Here is a 21383-nt window from a genome sequence, read left to right as displayed (position 1 = left end):
TAGGAGCGACGCTTGCCCGCGATTGGCTGCATAGCAGCCATAATCAAGATCGCCAGATTCTCTATGAAGGAACGCCAATGGGGCCTGGATGACCCTGACACCCGATCCCCATTGTCGATTTTCCTTGTGGAGCTCCCATGGCCAACGCTTTACCTGATCTGAAACTATTGCGCATCTTCGTCAGCGTGGTGCGGCATCAGGGGTTCGCCAATGCCCAGCACGAACTGAACCTCTCCACGTCGGCCATCAGCACCTACATGAGCCAGCTTGAGTCGGCCCTGGGGCTGGTGCTGTGCCACCGTGGCCGCGGCGGTTTCAGCCTGACCAGCAAGGGCGAGCTGTTCCATCAGGAAACCCTGCGCCTGCTGGGCGAACTGGAAGGCTTCGAGCAGTACGCCGCGGCGCTCAAGGGCGAACTGCGCGGCACCCTCAACCTGGGGGTGATCGACTCGACGGTGAGCGACAAGGCCCTGCCGTTCGCCGAAGCCATCGGTGCCTACAGCCAGGAACACCCGGCGGTGCATTTGCACCTGTCGGTGCTCAGCCCCTACGAATTGCAGCTCGGCGTGCAGGACAACCGCCTGGACCTGGCCATCGGTGCGTTCTCCACGCGCATGAGCGGGCTGGTGTACATGCCGCTGTACCGCGAGCAGCACTGGCTGTATTGCAGCAGCCGGCACCCGCTGTTCAACGAGCGGCGCATCCCCGAGCAGGTGATCACCCAGCAGCGCATGGTCGGTCGTGGCTACTGGAGCCAGGCCGAACTGGCCCGCCACGGCTTCAAGCACAGCGCGGCGACGGTGGAGAGCATGGAGGCGCAGCTGATCCTGGTACTGTCCGGCGCCTACATCGGCTACCTTCCCGAACATTACGCCCAGGCCTGGGCCGACAAGGGCGATTTGCGTGTGCTGCTGCCGGCCACCTTCGGCTATCAGGCGCCGTTTTCGATGATCGTGCGCCGCGGCCGTAGCCGGGAGCCGCTGATCCAGACGTTCCGCGATCTGCTCAAGGCGCAGCTCAACCAGGTCTGAGGAGGCCAGTATGTCGAGAGTCCAGTGCCCGCGTTGCCTGCGCCCGAAAACCCATTGCCTGTGCCCGTTGATTCCACGACTGGACAGCCGCACCCGGATACTGCTGTTGCAGCATCCCAGTGAAGTGAACCACGCGTTGAACACCGCGCGGCTGGCGGCGCTGGGGTTGAACAATGCCGAGTTGATCGTCGGCGAGGTGTTTGACGATCTGCCGAAGCTGTTGAACTGCCCCGGGTATCAGGCGCGCCTGCTGTTCCCGGCGGAGGACGCGCAGCCGTTGCAGGCCTACTCCAGTGCGCCGGACGAGCAGCCCTTGCTGCTGGTGGTGCCCGACGGCACCTGGCGCAAGGCGCGCAAGTTGCTGCACCTCAATCCGCTGCTGGCCGCGCTGCCGCGGGTGACCCTGGCCGCAGGCGCGGTGTCCCGTTACCGGCTGCGCAAGGCACCCGGGCCGGGGGCCTTGTCGACCGTCGAAGCCATAGTCCAGGCCCTGCAGACCCTGGAGGCGCCAACCTCGTTCGAGCCTTTGCTGAAACCTTTCGAGGCCTTGATCGACGGGCAGATCGCGGCGATGGGGGAGGAGGTGTTCCAGCGCAATCATGGTGAGGGCAAGGCTTGAGGGCCTCATCGCGAGCAAGCTTCGCTCCTACAGGGAATGTACAACCCTCTGTAGGAGCGAAGCTTGCTCGCGATAGCGTTTCTCCGTACACCACAAATCCGAGGGTCTAACGCTCGCGCATCGCCTCGGTCCGCGCCTTGAGCACCGGCTTGAGCAGGTAGTCGAGCACGCTTTTCTCGCCGGTGATGATGTCCACCGTGGCGACCATGCCGGGGATGATCAGCAGCGGCTTGAGGTCGCCGCCCAGGTGATTCTTGTCGGTGCGTACCTGGATCAGATAGAAGCTGTTGCCCTTGTCGTCGGTGATGGTGTCGGCGCCGATCAGTTCCAGCTTGGCGCTCAGGCCGCCGTAGATGGTGTAGTCGTAGGCGCTGAACTTGACCATGGCTTTCTGCCCGGGATGGAGGAAGGCCACGTCCTGCGGCCGCACCTTGGCCTCGATCAGCAGGTTGTCCTCCAGTGGCACGATTTCCACCATGTCGCTGCCGGGCTGGACCACGCCGCCGATGGTGTTGACCTTGAGCTGCTTGATCACCCCGTGCACCGGCGAGGTCACGGTAGTGCGGGTCACCCGGTCGTCGATGGCGATGCTGGTGGCGGTGATTTTCGACAGGTCGGTGCGTTTCTCGTTGAGCTCCTTGGCGGCGTCGGAGCGGAAGCTTTGTTCGGACTCGTCGATCTTGCTCCTGATCTCGTTGATAGCCGATTCCGCCCGGGGAATGGCCAGGGTCGTGGCGTTCAGCGAACCGCGGATTTCCACCGCGCTGCGTTTCAGACGCAGGATCTCCACCGGTGACACCGCGCCGGTACTCACCAGCGGCGCCGACATGTTCATCTCCTGGTTGAGCAGGGCCAGGCTGGAACTGAATTGCCCCTGTTTCGAGCGGAACTCCGCCAGTTCCTGGGTCTTTTGCCGCAGCTGTTCGCTCAGGGTCCGCTGTTCGCTGGCCAGGCGGCGCTGGCGCTGTTCGTACAGCGAGCGTTCGTCCTCCGCCACCTGGGGCGCCTTGGCCACCACCTCGTCGGACGGCTTGAACGGCCGGCCCTCGGCTTCGGCGGAGAGGCGTTCGACCTGGGCCATCAAGGCATAGCGGTCGGCCTCGCTTTCGCCCTTGTTCGACAAGAAGCGCGTGTCGTCCAGGCGCAGCAGGGTGTCGCCCTTGTTCACCATCTGCCCTTCGCGCACGAAGATCTCGGTGACGATACCGCCCTCCAGGTTCTGCACCACCTGCACCTTGCTCGACGGGATGGCCTTGCCTTCGCCGGTGGTCACCTCCTGCAGCACCGCGAACTTGGCCCAGAGCAGGGCACTGACGAGCAGCCCTGTGGTCAGCCAGACGACAATACGCGAGCCGCGGGGCGAATCCTGCAACGAGGCGCCGGCGGTTTCGGGCATGAACTCGCTTTCCGCGCTTTTGCGCAGGCTGGCGAAGTAGCCGCGCGATTGCGATGAGGCAGGCATGGGGCGACTCCTAGACCGTCGCAGAGCCGACACGGCCCTTGCGCAGTGCATCGATGACCGCTTCTTTCGGGCCGTCGGCGACGATCCGTCCGTTGTCCAGGACCACCAGCCGCTCCACCAGGCTGAGCATCGAGGTGCGGTGGGTCACCAGCAGCAGGGTCTTGCCTTGTACCCAGGCGTGCAGGCGCTGGCGCAGGGCGTCTTCGCTGCTGTTGTCCATGGCGCTGGTGGGTTCGTCCAGGAGCATGATCGGCGGGTCCAGCAGCAGCGCCCGGGCCAGCAGCACGGCCTGGCGCTGGCCGCCGGACAGCAGCTGGCCACGCTCGCCCACCGGCCGGTCGAAGCCCTGGGGATGCTGGCGGGCCAGATCGGTGACCCCGGTCAGCTCGGCCACCTCCAGCATGCGGGCATCGCTGATGTAGTGGGCGCCTAGGGTCAGGTTGTCGCGCAGGCTGCCGGCCAACAGCGGCAGGTCGTGGGCGACATAGCCGATCTGCTGGCGCAGGTCGGCCACGTCGAGTTGGCGCAGGTCGAGGCCGTCCAGCAGCAACTGGCCTTCCTCGGGGGCATAGAAACCCATGACCAGGCGCCCCAGGGTGCTCTTGCCGGAGCCGCTGCGCCCGATGATGCCGATGCGCTCGCCGGGCTGCATGCTGAAGCTGATGTTGCTCAGGGCCGCGGCATTCTGCCCCTGATAACGGAAGGTCACCTGGTTGAGCGCCAGCGCGCCTTGTAGTTGCGTGCGTTCCAGCGGGCGCTGGCGGGCATCGCGTTCCTGGGGCAGGGCCATCAGGGCGTCGGTGCTGCGCATGGTCAGCTGCGCCTGCTGGTAGCGGGTGATCAGGCCGGCGATCTGCCCCAGCGGCGCCAGGACCCGGCTGCCGAGCATGTAGGTGGCCACCAGCGCGCCGACGCTGAGGTTGCCGGCGATGATGCTGTAGACCCCGGCGACTATGGTCGCCATGCCGCAGAACTGCTGGATGAACAGGGTGCCGTTGGTGGCCAGGGCCGAGAGATTGCGCGCGTGGCTGTCGAGGCGGGTGAGGGCGCCGTGGGTGCTTTCCCACCGGTGCTGGCGTTCGCTTTCGGCGCTGCAGGCCTTGAGGGTTTCCAGGCCGCCGAGGGTTTCGATCAGCAGCGCCTGGCGTTCGGCGCCCAGGCTCAGGCTCTTTTGCACGGTGTCGCGCAGGCGCACCTGGATCAGCATGGCGAAGAGGATGGTGAGGGGAAACGCCAGCAACGGAATCACCACCAGCCAGCCGCCGAGCAGGCCGATCACCAGCAGCATCAGCACGGCGAAGGGCAGGTCGATCAGGCTGGTCAGGGTCACGGCGGTGAGAAACTCACGCAGGCCCTGGAAGTCATGGATGCTCTGGGCGAAGCCACCGACGGTCGCCGGCTTGGCTTTCATCGCCATGCCGGTGATGCGCTCGAACAGAGTGGCGGAGAGGATCACGTCGGTGCGCTTGCCGGCGCTGTCCAGCAGATGGGCGCGCACCACCCGCAGCACCAGCTCGAAACCGGTGCCGATCAATAAACCTATGGCCAGCACCCAGAGGGTCGAGGTGGCCTGGTTGGGCACCACGCGGTCGTAGGTCTGCATGACGAAGAGCGGCACCATCAGCCCCAGCAGGTTGATCAGCAGGCTGGCGAGGATCGCGTCGCTGTACAGCCAGCGCGAGAGTTTCAGGGTGTCGCGGAACCAGGCTTCGACCCGCGGCACCAGGGAGTTGCGCAGTTCTTCCAGTTCGTGGCGTGGCCGGGCGAACAGCGCCTGGCCACTGTAGTCGTCGTTCAGCTCCGCCTGGCTGACCCACTGCTCGCCGCCTTCGGCTTCGCTGGGCAGGATCAGCGCCTGGCCGTCATCGCCCCAGCGGCGCAGGACCGCGCAGCGGCCATGCTTGAGGATCAGCAGCACCGGCAGGTTGAGCTTGGAGATCGCCGACAGCTCGCGACGCAGCAGGCGCGCCTGCAGGCTGGCGCGGGCCGCGGCGCGGGGCAGCAGGTCCAGGCTCAGGCGTTGCTGGGCCAGGGGCAGCCCCGCGCTGAGGCTGGCACGACTGACGGTACAGTCGTGCAGTTTGCAGAGGATCAGCAATCCGTCCAACAACGGGTCATCAAAGCTCAGGCGCGGATCGACGCCTGAGCTCCCGGGTTCCATGCTGGTCACATTGAAGTCCTCCGAGGACTTAACGCATCTCCGGCAGACGAGCGTCGCTCTTCACTTCGGTCTGGGCGATCGCTTCGGCTGGCACCACGACTTTTTCCTTGTTCAACAACTCGCCCATGTTCGCCAGCACGCGATACATCGAGAACTCCTCGGTGTAGCGCACTTCGGTGTAGCGGCGGTTGGCGTTGTACAGCTCGTTTTCGCTGTCCAGCAGGTCGAGCAGGGTGCGCTGGCCAAGACCGAACTGGTCCTGGTAGGCGGCCCGTACGCGGGTGGTGGTTTCAGCGTATTCGCGAGCGGTGGGGGTCTGCTTCTTGGCGTTGACCATGGCGTTCCAGGCCAGGGTGATGTTCTCGTTGAGCATGCGCAGCGCGTTGTTGCGGATGTCCATGGCCTGGTTGATCTTGTGCGCGTCAGATTGCAGGCGGGCCTTGTCGCTGCCGCCGCGGAACAGGTTGTAGTTCATCACCACGCCCACCCGCCACTCATTGTCGTGGCCCTTGTCGCCCTGCACGTTGTCGTTGGCGCCCACCGCGGCCTCGGCGTCGAAGCGTGGGTAGAACGGCGACTTGGCGACCTCGTACTGGCTCTCGGCCGCTTGCACGTCGGCCTGGGCCGATTTCAGGTAGGGGTTGTTCTCCAGCATGCTCTGCCGGGCATCCGGCAGGCTGGCGGGGATCTCGCCGCGCACCGAAGGCAGGCTTTCCAGTTCGTCGGGCATACGGCCCACGGCGCTGAAGAAGTTGGCCTCGGCGTCGGCCAGGTCGACCTGCGCGGTATCGTAGTTGTTTTCCGCCAGGGCGCGACGGGCCTTGGACTGGTCGAGGTCGGCGGTGCTGCCGACGCCGCGTTCGCTGCGCAGGCCGATCTGGTCGTTGACCCGCAGGTGCGCCTGCAGGTTGTTCTTGGCCAGGGTCACCAGTTCGCGGCGCTTGAGCACTTCCAGGTACACCTCGATGGTGCGCAGGGCCAGGCTTTCGGCGGTACCGCGGGTGTAGTAGGCCCGCGAGTTGGAGACCGACTGGGTGCGCCCGACTTCGTTGGCGGTATTAAAGCCGTCGAAAAGCATTTGCCGCAGGCGCAACTCCGACTGGGTATAGGTCAGCGTCTCGGTGTGGTGGTTGCCCAACGCGCGCGTGGTGGTGTTGTCGCTGTAGCCACGGCCATAGGCAGCATTCAGGTCCAGCGATGGATAGAAGCCCCCTTTGGCGACCTTGACGTCCTCATCAGCCGACAGACGGTTGTTCTGGCTCGCGCGCAGTTCCGGGTGGTTGTCCAGCGTGCTTTGAATCGCCTCCGTCAGAGACATGGCTTGGGCCTGATGAATGCAGGCCACGGCTAATAAAATCGCGCTACTGAGGGGGGTGAAAACGCGCATGAGGTACATCTCCCTGGTCCATGTATGGTGCTTTGCAGTCGCCAAAAAAATGACGAACTTTATAGGTCAAACCGTTTCAGGCTTGTAACAACAGAGCTAAGAACATCCTGAGCAGAAGCTAAGAAGAATTTCTCATAAGGCTTATGCTGAAAAAAACTTATGCACTCTGTGAAATCCAGCACATTGTTCAGTTCGAAAGCCCCGTATTTATAGGCTCTAGAGAGCTTTTTAGGGGTTTGAAAAGGTTCAACAAAATTTGCGACATAGGGCGGGAGAGGAGCGGTGGGGAGGGTGAGATACGGATTTTTCAGCGACATTTTTTTGTCACTTGCAGTGTTTTAATCCGTGTCGCGACTTTCGCGGGAGGGCTGTCCGAAGCCTGAATGCGTTTGATTGCATTCGGTTTTGCCTTCGGCAGAAACAGCAGGCCAGCGAGGGACGAGCGAGAGGGACAGGCCGGTGCGCAGGTTCGACTGAGCAGCAGTCAGTGAACCTTCAGGCTGGCGTTTCCCGTCGGTGACCCGATAACGCCATAGCACTTTTCCGTGCAACCAGATGCCGATAGCGGTCGGCAGCGGAGGAAAGTGCTCATGGCTAGGTTAATCGGTGTCGTCAGTAAGGTAATCGGGCAGGTGGTAGCGGTAGCGGCGGATGGCAGCCGACGCGTTCTGGTAGAAGGCGATCGTCTGTTTGCGGGGGATCAACTGGTGACCGGTGCGGAGGGCGCGGTGGCCGTACATCTGCAGAACGGCCAGGAACTGACCCTCGGGCGCGACAGCAGCCTGCAAATGACCCCGCAACTGCTGGCGAACCAGGCGCCCCATGTGCAGGCGCCTGAAGCCGTGACCCCCAGCGAGGCGCAGTTGACCGATGTCGAGCAACTGCAGAAAGCCATCGTTGCCGGCGCCGACCCGACGCAAACCGGCGAAGCCACCGCGGCCGGCCCCGGTGCTACGGGTGGCACCGCCGGCGCCCTGGGGGGCGGGCACACCTTTGTACTGCTTGAAGAAGTCGCGGGGCGGGTCGAGCCGATCATTGGTTTCCCCACCGCGGGCTTCAACGGAATCCCCGAGTTCGTGCCTGAGCGGATTGCCGCGGTACCGCCAAGCGACGACGGCGATATCGCGCTGCCGCCACCACCGAACAACCCGGTCACCCTGGTCGGCCTGTCGGTCGCCAATGGTGAGTTGACCCTCAGCGAAGCCAATCTGCCCCAAGGTTCGGCGAGCAATCCGGCGGCCCTGGTGCAGAACGGCACCTTCAGTGTTTCCGCCCCCGACGGCCTGCTCAACCTCAGTGTGGGCGGGATCGCCGTGGTCAGTGGCGGGGTGGCCGCGGGCTTCCCGCAGTCGATCACCACTGCCCTGGGCAACACCCTGACCATCACCGGTTTTGATCCTGCCACGGGGACGGTCAGCTACAGCTACACCCTGGTCGGCAACGAAATCCATTCCGCCGCCGACGGTGCCAACAGCCTGAGTGAACATTTCACCGTGCTGGCCAGTGACAGCAATGGCGATTCGGTGAGCAACTCGCTGGATGTCAACATCACCGACGATGTGCCCCAGGCGTTCAACGACAGCAATGGCGTTGCCTCGGAAAGCCAACTGACCCTGAGCGGCAATGTCCTGACCAACGATGTGCAGGGCGCCGACCGGGTCCCCAGCGGACCTATCACTGCCGGCACCTTCAACGGCACCTACGGCACCCTGGTGCTGGCCGCCGACGGTACCTACACCTATACCGTGCATACCAGCGATCCGGCGTTCCTCGCGCTCAAGGGCGGCGGCAGCGGTACGGACAGCTTCACCTACACCCTGACCGATGCCGACGGCGATACCAGCACCGCCAACCTGGTGTTGCAGGTGCACAACAACGACGACCCGGTGGTGATTCAGGGCCTGAACCTCGAAGGCGCGGAGCTTACGGTCTACGAGCAGAACCTGGCGGATGGCAGCAGCCCGGATGTGGGCGCGCTGACCCAGAGCGGTACCTTCAATGTCTCGGCGCTCGACGGCCTGCAGAGCCTGACCGTGGGCGGCATCACCCTGGTCAGTGGCGGCGTGGCCGCGGGCTTCCCGCAGTCGATCAGCACCGGCCTGGGCAATACCCTGACCATCACCGGCTACGACCCCGGCACCGGGGTGGTCAGCTACAGCTACACCCTGGTCGACAATGAGGCGCACCCGACCGGCAATGGCAGCAACACCTTGGGTGAGAGTTTCACGGTGGTCGCCACCGACGTCGACGGCAGCAGCACCAGCGGCACGCTGGATGTCAATGTGGTCGATGACCTGCCGACGGCAGCCAACGACAGCAATGCCGGCATCGCCTCGGAAAACCAGCTGACCCTGAGCGGCAATGTGCTGACCAACGATGTACAGGGCGCCGACCGGGTGCCCAGCGGACCCATCACCGCCGGCACCTTCAATGGCACCTACGGCACCCTGGTGCTGGCCGCCGACGGTACCTACACCTACACGGTCCATACCAGCGATCCGGCGTTCCTCGCGCTTCAGGGCGGTGGCAGCGGCACCGAGACCTTTGCCTACACCCTGACCGATGCCGATGGCGACAGCAGCACCGCCAACCTGGTGTTGCAGGTGCACAACAACGACGATCCGGTGGTGATTCAAGGCCTCAATATCGAAGGCGGCGAAATCACGGTCTACGAGAAGAACCTGGCGGATGGCAGCAGCCCGGATGCGGGCGCGCTGACCCAGAGCGGCAGCTTTACCCTGACCGCATTGGACGGCATGCAGACCCTGACCGTGGGCGGAATTAATGTGGTGACCGGCGGGGTGGCCGCGGGCTTCCCGCAATCGGTGACCACCGCCTTGGGCAATACCCTGACCATCACCGGCTACAACGCGGCTACCGGGGTGATCAGCTACAGCTACACCCTGGCGGACAACGAGGATCACCCAACCGCCAACGGTGCCAACAGCCTCAGTGAGCACTTCAATGTGGTCGCCACCGATACCGATGGCAGCACCGCCAGCGGTTCGCTGGATGTGAACGTGGTGGACGATTTGCCAACGGCGGTCAATGACAGCAATGGCGTCGCCTCGGAAAGCCAGCTGGTGCTCAGTGGCAATGTGCTGAGCAACGACGTGCAAGGCGCCGACCGGGTGCCCAGCGGTCCCGTCACCGCCGGTACCTTCACCGGCACCTACGGCACCCTGGTTCTCGCAGCCGATGGCACCTACACCTACACCCTCAATACCGCGGACGCCGACTTCAAGGCGCTGCACGGCAATGGCAACGGTACCGAGACTTTCGCCTACACCATCACCGACGCCGATGGCGACCCCAGCACTGCCAACCTGGTGCTGAATATCCATAACAACGACGACGGCGTGACCTTTAATGGCCTGGATAGCAACGGCGACGAACTGACGGTCTACGAAAAGAATCTGCCAGATGGCAGCAGCCCGAATGCAGCGGCCCTGACTCAGAGCGGCAGTTTTACCGTCACGGCCCTGGACGGCCTGCAAACCTTGACGGTGGGGGGCATCAGTGTGGTCAGCGGTGGAGTCGCTGCCGGTTTCCCACAATCGATCACCACCGACCTGGGCAATACCCTGACCATCACCGGCTACAACGCGGCTACCGGGGTGATCAGCTACAGCTACACCCTGGCGGACAACGAGGATCACCCAACCGCCAACGGCGCCAACAGCCTCAGTGAGCACTTCAATGTGGTCGCCACCGATACCGATGGCAGCACCGCCAGCGGTTCGCTGGATGTGAACGTGGTGGACGATTTGCCAACGGCGGTCAATGACAGCAATGGCGTCGCCTCGGAAAGCCAGCTGGTGCTCAGTGGCAATGTGCTGAGCAACGACGTGCAAGGCGCCGACCGGGTGCCCAGCGGTCCCGTCACCGCCGGTACCTTCACCGGCACCTACGGCACCCTGGTTCTCGCAGCCGATGGCACCTACACCTACACCCTCAATACCGCGGACGCCGACTTCAAGGCGCTGCACGGCAATGGCAACGGTACCGAGACTTTCGCCTACACCATCACCGACGCCGATGGCGACCCCAGCACTGCCAACCTGGTGCTGAATATCCATAACAACGACGACGGCGTGACCTTTAATGGCCTGGATAGCAACGGCGACGAACTGACGGTCTACGAAAAGAATCTGCCAGATGGCAGCAGCCCGAATGCAGCGGCCCTGACTCAGAGCGGCAGTTTTACCGTCACGGCCCTGGACGGCCTGCAAACCTTGACGGTGGGGGGCATCAGTGTGGTCAGCGGTGGAGTCGCTGCCGGTTTCCCACAATCGATCACCACCGACCTGGGCAATACCCTGACCATCACCGGCTACAACGCGGCTACCGGGGTGATCAGCTACAGCTACACCCTGGCGGACAACGAGGATCACCCAACCGCCAACGGCGCCAACAGCCTCAGTGAGCACTTCAATGTGGTCGCCACCGATACCGATGGCAGCACCGCCAGCGGTTCGCTGGATGTGAACGTGGTGGACGATTTGCCAACGGCGGTCAATGACAGCAATGGCGTCGCCTCGGAAAGCCAGCTGGTGCTCAGTGGCAATGTGCTGAGCAACGACGTGCAAGGCGCCGACCGGGTGCCCAGCGGCCCGGTCACCGCTGGTACCTTCACTGGCACCTACGGCACCCTGGTGCTGGCAGCCGACGGCACCTACACCTACACCCTCAACACCGCGGACGCCGACTTCAAGGCGCTGCACGGCAATGGCAACGGTACCGAGACCTTCGCCTACACCATTACCGACGCCGACGGCGACCCCAGCACCGCCAACCTGGTGCTGAATATCCATAACAACGACGACGGTGTGACCTTGGACTGCCTGGATATCCCGGGCGGCGAGCTGAGGGTCTACGAGAAGCACCTCAGCGACGGCACCAGCCCCAATGCCCCAGCCTTGACCCAGAGCGGCTTCTTCATCGTCACCGCGCCGGACGGCCTGCAAACCCTGACCGTGGGCGGGATCAATGTGGTGACCGGCGGGGTGGCCGCAGGCTTCCCGCAATCGATCGCCACCGCCCTGGGCAATACCCTGACCATCACCGGTTACGACGCCAGCAGCGGTGTCGTCAGTTACAGCTACACCCTGCTCGACAATGAAGACCACCCGACGGGGCTGGGGGCCAACAGCATCGCCGAGCATTTCACTGTGCTGGCCAGCGATAGCGACGGTAGCAGCGCCTCCGGGGTGATCGATGTGAATATCGTCGATGACCTGCCCACCGCGAATCCTGACGTGGTGATGGCCGATGAAGGCACCACCATCAGCGGTAACGTGCTGGGTAACGATATTGCGGGCGCCGATGGCCCGGCAGCCACGGGCGCGGTGGTCGGCGTGCGCGCCGGCAGCGATACCTCGACCTCGGCCATTGGCGGCTTGAACACCACCATCAACGGCCTGTATGGCACGCTGACCCTGGACGCCTTCGGCAACGCGACCTATCACAGCTATCCGAACTCGGTCACCGTTCCCGATTCGGAGGATGTGTTCGTCTATACCGTGCGTGACGCGGACGGCGATGAAAGCACCACCACCATCACCATCCAGATCTGCGGCAACCAGCTCACGGCGGTCACTGACCAGGATGTCACTGTCTTCGAAAAAGCCCTGGACCTGAACAAGGACGGCCAGGACCTGGCGGCCGGTACGGTGATCGGCAGTGACCCGGGCAACACCGGCGAAACCGCCACCGGCACCCTGGTTGGCTCGGTCACTGGTGGCAGCGGCACTATCACCTACACCCTGGTCGGCAGTGCCACTGGCACTTACGGGCAGATCCTGCTCAACCCCGACGGCACCTACCGCTACACCCTGACCTCGGCGCCGAAAACCTCGCCGACTGCCAACGACGGCCCCAACGTGCTGGGCGAAAGCTTCACCTACAAGGCCACCGACGCGGTGGGCAATACCACCACCAGCACCATCCAGATCAGCATCGTCGACGACGTGCCCAAGGCGGTCGCCAGCGAGCGTGCGGTCACTGCGCTGGAAGTCGATTCCAACCTGCTGCTGGTGATCGACGTATCCGGCAGCATGGCCGATCCGTCCGGGGTACCGGGCCTGTCGCGCCTGGAGCTGGCCAAGCAGGCGATCAGCACCTTGCTCGACAAGTACGACGACATGGGCGATGTGAAGGTCCAGATCGTCACCTTCAGCAGCAGTGCCACGGACAAGACGCCGATCTGGGTCGATGTGGCGACGGCCAAGTCGATCATCGCCTCCCTGACCGCCGGCGGCGGCACCAACTACGATGCGGCCGTGGCCGCGGCGAAGCTGGCGTTTGTCACCAGTGGCCAGATCAGTGGCGCGCAGAACGTCGGTTATTTCTTCTCCGACGGCAAGCCCACCGATGGCCAGGAGATCGGCACCGCTGACGAGACCGCCTGGAAAGCCTTCCTCGACGCCAACGGCATCAAGAACTATGCAATCGGCCTGGGCAGCGGCGTCAGCAACAGCAACCTCGACCCGCTGGCCTATGACGGCAGTACCCATATCGACACCAATGCCGTGGTGGTCACCGACCTGAACCAGCTCGACTCGGTGCTGGCCGGTACGGTACAGGGCACTCCGGTCACCGGTACCCTGCTCGGCGAAGGCGGCTCGTTCGGCGCCGATGGCGGTTTCATCAAGATCCTGGTGGTCGATGGCACCACCTACACCTATGACCCCAACGGCAATAGCAACCAGGGCTCGCTGAGCTTCAGCGGCGGGGTCAACCACGGCACCTTCAACACCCTGGACAACAGCCTCAGCATCGCCACCAATAACGGCGGCACGCTGGTGGTGAAACTCGACACGGGCGATTACACCTACAGCTCGCAGAAAATCACCAGCGCGGTGCTGACCGAGGCGGTCGGCTTCACCGCCAGCGACAACGACGGCGACCTGGCCAGCTCGACCCTGGTGATCAAGGTCAATCCGAACGTGGCGCCGGTGGCGGGCGACGACCACATCATCACCAATATTCTGTCGGGCACCATCCTGGTGCCGGCCGATGCCCTGCTGGCCAACGACAGCGATGCCAACGGCGATCCGCTGACGGCCGCGCCGACCAGCTTCAACACCGGCTGGTTATCCCCAGGGGCAGACTTTACCGCCGGCAGCCTGCAGACCATCGGCTTCACCGGAGGGTCCAACCAGACCCTGACCGTTGCCCGGGCCTCGTTCAATGCCAATACTGCGGCCATGACGGCCGCGGTGGTGATCAGCGGCTTCCTGGGCAGCATCAACAACGGCAATGACAACGACGAGGATGTGATCAGCGTCACCCTGAAACAGGGCGAGACCCTGAACCTGGATCACAACCTGACAGCAGGCCGGGTGGGCATGGAATACGCCTTCAATGGCGGGGCCTACACCGCGATCGCCGACGGTGGCTCATTCACCGCGGGGGCGGACGGCACCTACCAGATCCATATCACCAACCTGACCAACCCCAGCGGCGGCAACGCCAACGGTTCGGAAAACTACCAGCTGACCATGACCGTCAACTATGCCGGCGGCCAGGAATCCACGTCGGATTACCACGGCACCTACACCGCCAGCGACAGCCATGGCGGCAGCGACAGCGCGGCGGTGAGCATCAGCTATCAGGGCGGCCATACCCTGACCGGCACCGCTGGCGACGATGTGCTGTTGGCCGGCAGCGGCGACAACCTGATCAATGCCGGCGACGGCAACGACGTGCTCATCGCCGGTAGCGGCAACAACACCCTGCACGGCGACGCTGGCAACGACCTGCTGTTCAGCGGGCCGGGCAACGACCTGCTCGACGGCGGCACGGGCAACGACACCGCCAGCTACGCCCATGCCAGTGCCGGGGTCACGGTCGACCTCTCGCTGCTCGGTGCGCAGAACACCGGCGGCGCCGGTACCGACATCCTGACCGCCATCGAGAACCTGGTGGGCTCCAACTACAACGACAGCCTGACCGGCGACAACAACGCCAACATCATCACCGGCGGCCTGGGCAACGATGTGCTCAACGGCGGTGGCGGCGACGACTTGTTGATCGGCGGGCTGGGCAACAACAGCCTGAGCGGTGGCAGCGGCAGCGACACCTTCCAGTGGCAACAGGGCAACAGCGGGCATGACCTGATCACCGACTTCACGCCGGGCACCGACAAGCTCGACCTGTCGCAACTGCTGCAAGGCGAGAACGCCAGCAGCGCATCGCTGGATGACTACCTGCACTTCACGGTCACCGGCAGCGGTCCGTCCCTGGTCACCAGCATCGATGTCAGCGCGGCGGCGGGGGCCACGCCGAGTCAGACCATCGACCTGGCCGGGGTCAACCTGGCGGCGCATTACGGGGTGACGCCGGGTGCGGGCGGGGTGATCGCGGGTGGCGTGGATACCGCGACCATCATCAACGGCATGCTCAACGACCATTCGCTGAAGGTCGATAACGTCTGAGGCCAGGCTGGCGCCGGAGCTATGCGGGGGAGGGGCTACATCGGTTCCGGTGGGCCGATCAGCCGCCCCATGACCCCGAACAGGCCCAGGGCCTTGAGGGTGTCCAGTTCGCCCTGGGTTTCGACCCGTTCAGCGATCAGCGGCAGGTCGATGCTGTGGGTGGCGCGAAATACGGCCTCGATGAACAGCTGTTTGTCGCTTTGCCGGTCGATATCGCGGATGTAGCAGCCATCGATTTTCAGGTAGGCCAGGCCCAGGTGGGCGAGGTTGCCGATCTGGCTGAAGTTGCCGCCGAAGTGCTGCAGGCCGATTCGGTAGCCGCTGTCCCGCAGGCGCTGGCTCAGTTGCTGCAGCTCGCTGGCCGAGGGCAGTTGGCGTTCATCGATCTCCAGGGTCAGGAGCCTGGCCAGGTCGGGCAGGGCCTTGAGCTGGGCGAGGATCCGCTGCAAGGCATCGGGGTCGCGCAGGGTGCTGCCGGACAGGCTCAGGGCCAGCGGCCAGGCATGCTCGACCAGATAATCCAGGGTGTGTTCGAGCATGGCCAGGTCGAAGCGCGCCGACCAGCCGAGGCGCTCGATCCATGGCAGGAAATGCCCGGCGGCGACGGCTTCGCCCTGCGGGTCGAGCAAACGCGCCAGCACTTTGTGATGCAGCACCTCGCTGGTGTCGGCGCACTGCACCACCGGCTGGAAATACAACTTCAACTTGCCGTTATTCAGGGCGTCGTCGATCCAGGCGCGCCAGTCATGCTGCGGCTGGCTGGGGCCGGCGGTGAAATCCTGCAGCAACGCCCAGGGGCGCTCGGGGTGCTGCTGGGCTTGCGCCAGCGCCTGGTCCAGGCGCAACCATACGCTGCTCAGCGGGTTGCCGGGCTGGTAGGCGACTATGCCCAGGTGCGCTACCGGCGTGCAGTCGCTGGCCCCGGTCAGGCGCAGGTTCTCCAGGGTGGCGCTGATTTCCATGGCCAGGCGCTCGGCGCCGCGGCTGTCCAGGCCTGGTGTGAGCAGGCTGAATTCGCCGCCGCGATTGCGCGCCGCCAGCCAGTGGCGCCGATCGCTCTGGGCGCTGATGCGTTTGAGCAGGTCGCCGATGCTTTTGATCAGGGCATCGGTGCGTTGGCCGCCCAGGCGCTGGTTCAGGCCACTGAGGTCATTGACCCGCAGCATCAGCAGATAACCATCGCCACTCTGCTCGTTGAGCAGCAACTGATCGCCCAGCTGTTCGTCCAGCAGGCGCCGGTTGGCCAGGCCGGTCAGACTGTCCTGATAGGACTCGGCCCGCAGTTTCTCACTGCGCGCGGCCTCTTCGGCGAACAGGGCTTTGAGTTTCTCCACCATCTGGTTCATGGCCAGGACCACCCGTTTGAGTTCGGGGGTGCGCGGCACTCTCGGCAGGCTGATGAACTCACGATGGCTGATGGCTTCGGCCTGCCTGACCATGGCATCCAGCGGCCGCAACTGGCGCCGCAGCAGCCAGCCGCCGAATACCGCGCTGAGCAGCCCGCAGACCAGCAGCCAGACCAGGCCGCCGAGGCTGCTGTCCCAGAGCCTGGCCAGGGCGAACTGCGGATTGCTCAGCACCTCCACCCGCGCCACCTGTTCCCAGCCGCGCATGACCAGGGCGTCGCCGCCTTGCGGGTGCAGGTTCACCAGTCTGACGAACCACTGGGGTACGCCCTCGACGTTGGCGGGCACCGAACGCTCCACCAGGATGCTTTCGTCTTCGATGTTCACCACCCGGATGCTGTTGTAGTAGCCGCTGTCGAAGATCGAGCTGACCATCAGCTCCATCATCGCCGGGTCGTCGACCTGGCTGGTCAGGGACAGGCCCAGGGCGGTGGCCGCATCCTGGGCGTGGGAGCGCAGCTGGCTGAGCATCTGCTCGCGGGAGCTTTCCAGGCTGACAAAAAAACTGCCGCTGAAGGCCACCAGCAGGAACAGGCAGATGGCGAGAAACAGTTGCTTGAGTAGCGACATTCGGCACTCCTTGTCGGATCAGCCATTACCCACGGTGAAGCCCTCGTCCCGCATCTTTTTCAGCACGTCCTGCCAGCGCGAGAGTTTTTTCGGATCGATGCTGCGCGTATCGCCAGCCGCTCCGGGCAGGTACAGCCCCTCGGCATTGAAGGCGTATACCGGGTTCGGGTCCTGGCGTTGGGCGGCGGAACGAATGTCGCTGCTGAGGTTGTCCAGTATCAGCGGTCCGGCGCTGGGGCTGGGGTAATAGGCCAGGACCATGTGCGGCCGGTTGCCGCGTCTGGCCTTGACGTAGGTGAGGCGCAGTTTGTCGCTGGAGACCCCCAGGCTGCGCAGGCTGAAATACTTGGCCAGCGCATAGTCCTCACAGTCCCCGGCGCCTTTGACCAGGGCCTCGATCGGCGTGGCCCAATAGTCGCTCTGCTGCCAGGTGCGCTGGTCCTCCTTGAAGCTCAGTTGCTGGTTGAAGAAGCGGTTGATGGCGTTCAGTTGTTCGTCTTCCGGTTGCCCGGTCACGTCCTGCAATAACTGGTTCCAGGCCTCGAGACGCTCCCGGGCCGGGCCCAGGACCTGATGACGGTGCTCGAAGGTGCTCAGGACAGAAACGAATTCCCAGTTCGCCCGGACATTGCCCGGGTCGGTCCACAAACAGACCAGCAACAGCGACCAGCCGGCCAGCCGAAGCCGGAGCAGTGTCCAGTCGGGGCGATGCAGGCTTGCGGACATGGCGGGCTGCTCGAATGCAGGTTTCTGAAGTCTAGGCGGTATTTTTCGCGAGCATGGGCAGCTGGTCGGGTTGCCACGAACGGAGGAGGGAGGCGCGCAGGGGCCGGGATCAAGGCTTGTGCAGGGTCTTCTGGCGCAGGATGTAGAGGGTCACCAGCACCGCGCTGGTCAGCATGAAGCCACGGGCCCAGGGCAGGGGCACCAGGTAGCAGGACAGGCCGATGCTCAGCCACATCAGGCCGATGGCGTAGACCTTGCCTTTGAGCGGGATGCCGTGGCCGTCCAGGTAGTCGCGGATCCACGGGCCGAGCCGCGGATGGTCCACCAGCCACTGATAGAAACGCGGCGAACTGCGGGCAAAACAGGCGGCGGCCAGCAGCAGGAAAGGGGTAGTGGGCAATACCGGGAGGAAGATGCCGGTCACCCCCAGCACTACGCTCAGCCAGCCGATGGCCAGCAGAACGTAACGCAGGATCAGGGGGCGGTTGCCTATGGGCTTGGCCATAGGCAACGACTCAGTGGTGACGAGGCTTGAGAATGGCCGGTTTTTCGTCCGGCGCGTTGCACAGCAGGTACAGCGCGGTCAGGGCTTCCGGGATCTGCACGATCATGTCGTCCATCAGGTTGGCATCGCTGGCGATGTCGGAGAACTCGGGTTGTTCGTCGAACAGACCGGAACCGACCATGATCGGCAGGAGCATCTCGCTGACTTCTTCCTCGGCGGTTTCGAACCAGGCCGCTTCGCGCAGGAACACGCCTTCCATGAAGCCGATGCACCAGCCGCGCAGGTCGGAGTCGTCCGGCTCGTCGCCGAGGTCGAGGTCGCACGGCAGCTCGAACTCTTCGTCGGAGGCCAGTTGGCGGGCGATGTGGGCCTTGAGGGCAATCAGGGTGGATTCGATCTCTTCGCGCTGGGCGGCGTCGCTGTAGTGCGGCTCCTCGGCGAACAGGGCGTCGATCCACTCACGGTCGGGAACGCTTTCGGAACAGATGGACAGCGCAGTCAGGTAGCCGTGGGCGGCCACATAGTCCAGCGCCTCGTCATGCAGCTCATCGGCGTCGAGGAAGGCTTGCAGGCGGGTTAATTGCTCAGCGAAGGACATTGAAGGACTACCTTGGGAATAAACGATGCTGAATTCTAGGCCTTCTTGAGCGCTCAGGCCAGCCGCAGCGCAGATTTGCGCGCTTCTAAAGGTTACCAGCGGTCCATTGTCGTCGCCCTTCGCCGGCAAGTGCTCGGGTATACTTGCGCGTTTTGTGATGCCCTGCAGGCGTCGTAACGGTCCAGGAAAAGTCCGCTAACGGATTTGTCAGTGAAAACCGTGGTCTTTTCGGCCAGCCTGCGCACAGGGATTTCAGCGATTTTTGGAGTTTTTCATGCTCGAACAGGCTCAACGCGTCCTCAAGGACATCTTCGGCTACGACAGTTTCCGTGGCCGCCAAGGTGCGATCATTGAGCGCGTGGCCAGTGGCGGCGACGCCCTGGTGCTGATGCCTACCGGCGGCGGCAAGTCGTTGTGCTTCCAGGTTCCGGCCCTGCTGCGCGACGGCCTGGCGGTGGTGGTCTCGCCGCTGATCGCGCTGATGGACGATCAGGTCGCGACCCTGGAGGAACTCGGGGTCGCCGCGGCGGCGCTGAACTCCACCCTGAGCGCCGAACAGCAGCGCGACCTGGCCGCGCGCATCCGGCGGGGCGAAGTGAAGATGCTGTACCTGGCGCCGGAGCGCCTGGTGCAGCCGCGGATGCTGGCGTTCCTGCAGAACCTCGACATCGCCCTGTTCGCCATCGACGAGGCGCATTGCGTGTCCCAGTGGGGGCATGACTTCCGTCCGGAATACCTGCAGCTGGGCCAACTGGCGGAAATGTTCCCCCAGGTGCCGCGCATCGCCCTGACCGCCACCGCCGACAAGCGGACCCGCGAGGAAATCGTCAATCGCCTGCACCTGCAGAACGCCGAGCGTTTCCTCTCCAGTTTCGACCGTCCGAACATCTTCTATCGCATCGTTCCCAAGGAGCAGCCGCGCAAGCAACTGTTGGCGTTCCTCAGCGAACGGCGCAGCGATGCCGGTATTGTCTATTGCCTGTCGCGCAAGAAGGTCGACGAGGTTGCCGCATTCCTCTGCGAGCAGGGCTTCCCGGCGCTGCCCTATCACGCCGGGTTGCCCAGCGAGCTGCGCGCCTATCACCAGAAGCGTTTCCTCAACGAGGAAGGGCTGATCATGGTCGCGACCATCGCCTTCGGCATGGGCATCGACAAGCCCAACGTGCGTTTCGTGGCGCACCTGGACCTGCCCAAATCCCTCGAGGCCTATTACCAGGAAACCGGGCGTGCCGGGCGTGATGGCCTGCCCGCCGATGCCTGGATGGCCTACGGCCTGCAGGACGTGCTGATGCTCAAGCAGATGCTGCAGAATTCCGAGGGCGACGAGCGTCACAAGCGCCTGGAGCAGCACAAGCTCGACGCCATGCTGGCGTTGTGCGAGGAAACCCGCTGCCGGCGCCAGACCCTGCTGGCCTATTTCGACGAAGACATGCCGCAGCCGTGCGGTCATTGCGACAACTGCGTCGATGGCGTGCAGACCTGGGATGCCACCGAGCCGGCGCGCCAGGCGCTGTCAGCGATCTACCGCACCGGCCAGCGTTATGGCGTCGGCCACCTGGTGGATGTGCTGCTGGGCAAGGACACGGAAAAAGTCCGCAGCTTCGGCCATCAGCATCTTTCCGTATTCGGCGTGGGCAAGGCCCGTAGCGAAGGCGAATGGCGCTCGCTGTTCCGCCAACTGGTGGCTCGCGGCCTGGCCGACATCGATCTGGAGGGTTATGGCGGCCTGCGTCTGAGCGACAGCTGTCGGCCGTTGCTCAAGGGCGAGGTGACCCTGGAGCTGCGCCGTGACATAAAGCCGCAGACTGCCGCCAAGAGCAGCACCAGCCAGGCCAGCCAACTGGTACGTGGCGAAGAGCGCGAACAGTGGGAAGCCTTGCGCGCCCTGCGGCGCAAACTGGCGGAAGAACATGGCGTGCCGCCCTATGTCATTTTCCCCGACTCCACCCTGCTGGAAATGCTCCGCAGCCAGCCCGGCTCCCTGGCGGAAATGGCCCGGGTCAGCGGCGTCGGCGCACGCAAGCTGGAGCGTTACGGCGAGGCGTTCCTCGAAGTGTTGGGCGGTCAGGCAGAGGTGCCGAAAGTGGTGGCCGACATCCGCCACGAGCTGATTACCCTGGCCCGCGCGGGCATGACGCCGCTACAGATCGCCGGGCAATTGCAGTGCTCGGAAAAGAATGTTTACACAATGCTCGCCGAAGCCGTGGGCAAGCAGCAGCTGTCCCTGGAACAGGCGCTGGACCTGCCGGAAGACCTGCTCGGCGAGATCCAGGACGCCTTTCTCGACGGCGAAGGCGAGCTGCCCCCGGTGAGCGAAGTGGCCGAGTTGTTCGCCGGCCGCGTGCCGGAAGGTGTGCTGTATTGCGTGCGTGCGGCACTGGAGTCGGAATTCGAGATGTGAGTTGTCCGGCGGCAAGATGTAACGATTCAGTTCATACCAAACCTTGCCACTCGGCAACTGTCATGCTTAGCTGACTAAT

At 64.1% G+C, this 21383-nt stretch carries 11 protein-coding genes; 4 read left to right on the top strand and 7 right to left on the bottom strand.

All coding sequences use genetic code 11. From position 1 onward, the window contains the following. The first annotated feature begins 137 nt into the window (after positions 1-137). Positions 138-1031 (top strand): LysR family transcriptional regulator, encoded by an 894-nt coding sequence (locus J4D52_RS25695; protein WP_009047635.1) that lies wholly within the window; start codon positions 138-140, stop codon positions 1029-1031. A 10-nt stretch (positions 1032-1041) separates the two neighbouring features. After that, on the top strand, positions 1042-1650 hold the full coding sequence (locus tag J4D52_RS25690; protein WP_102676203.1) for a tRNA-uridine aminocarboxypropyltransferase: 609 nt from the start codon (positions 1042-1044) through the stop codon (positions 1648-1650). A 106-nt stretch (positions 1651-1756) separates the two neighbouring features. Here the strand turns inward: J4D52_RS25690 and J4D52_RS25685 are convergent, their stop codons facing one another. Genes J4D52_RS25685 through J4D52_RS25675 form a run of 3 tightly spaced genes read right to left on the bottom strand, consistent with a single transcriptional unit; the run spans position 1757 to position 6660 of the window. After that, complete coding sequence (locus tag J4D52_RS25685; protein WP_053277901.1) at positions 1757-3112, bottom strand: HlyD family type I secretion periplasmic adaptor subunit; 1356 nt, start codon at positions 3110-3112, stop codon at positions 1757-1759. Positions 3113-3122: 10 nt separating this feature from the next. Continuing rightward, positions 3123-5282, bottom strand: a complete 2160-nt coding sequence (locus tag J4D52_RS25680) for a type I secretion system permease/ATPase (RefSeq protein ID WP_063428942.1) — start codon at positions 5280-5282, stop codon at positions 3123-3125. 19 nt (positions 5283-5301) lie between these two features. Continuing rightward, positions 5302-6660, bottom strand: coding sequence for a TolC family outer membrane protein (locus J4D52_RS25675; RefSeq protein WP_025805133.1), 1359 nt, complete (start codon positions 6658-6660; stop codon positions 5302-5304). A gap of 590 nt (positions 6661-7250) precedes the next feature. Between J4D52_RS25675 and J4D52_RS25670 the strand changes: the two genes are divergently transcribed. After that, entirely contained in the window at positions 7251-15098 is a 7848-nt protein-coding gene (locus tag J4D52_RS25670) for a retention module-containing protein (RefSeq protein WP_207272171.1), read from the top strand. 35 nt (positions 15099-15133) lie between these two features. Here J4D52_RS25670 and lapD read toward each other — a convergent pair whose 3' ends face one another. From lapD to J4D52_RS25650, 4 genes are all read right to left on the bottom strand, one after another. Beyond that, entirely contained in the window at positions 15134-17074 is a 1941-nt protein-coding gene (gene lapD / locus J4D52_RS25665) for a cyclic di-GMP receptor LapD (RefSeq protein WP_063428946.1), read from the bottom strand. 18 nt (positions 17075-17092) lie between these two features. After that, a complete protein-coding gene (locus J4D52_RS25660) occupies positions 17093-17800 on the bottom strand; it encodes a transglutaminase-like cysteine peptidase (protein WP_025805136.1) in 708 nt (235 codons plus the stop codon). A 109-nt stretch (positions 17801-17909) separates the two neighbouring features. Beyond that, positions 17910-18305 carry a YbaN family protein gene (locus J4D52_RS25655; RefSeq protein WP_025805138.1) on the bottom strand — a complete coding sequence of 132 codons (396 nt, stop codon included), beginning with the start codon at positions 18303-18305 and terminating at the stop codon, positions 17910-17912. A 10-nt stretch (positions 18306-18315) separates the two neighbouring features. After that, positions 18316-18903 carry a YecA family protein gene (locus J4D52_RS25650; protein ID WP_007929756.1) on the bottom strand — a complete coding sequence of 196 codons (588 nt, stop codon included), beginning with the start codon at positions 18901-18903 and terminating at the stop codon, positions 18316-18318. Between the two features lie 274 nt (positions 18904-19177). On the opposite strand from J4D52_RS25650, the gene recQ reads away from it, so the two are divergent. Continuing rightward, the gene (gene recQ, locus J4D52_RS25645) at positions 19178-21304 is read left to right on the top strand and encodes a DNA helicase RecQ (RefSeq protein ID WP_063428948.1); all 2127 of its coding nucleotides are present in this window, start codon (positions 19178-19180) and stop codon (positions 21302-21304) included. Positions 21305-21383: the final 79 nt, after the last annotated feature.

The organism is Pseudomonas sp. GW460-12-10-14-TSB1 (genome assembly GCF_017349775.1).
Lineage (GTDB): Bacteria > Pseudomonadota > Gammaproteobacteria > Pseudomonadales > Pseudomonadaceae > Aquipseudomonas > Aquipseudomonas piscium.
Note: the sequence above shows the minus strand (reverse complement) of the source record. Positions and strands in the feature narration are given on the sequence as shown.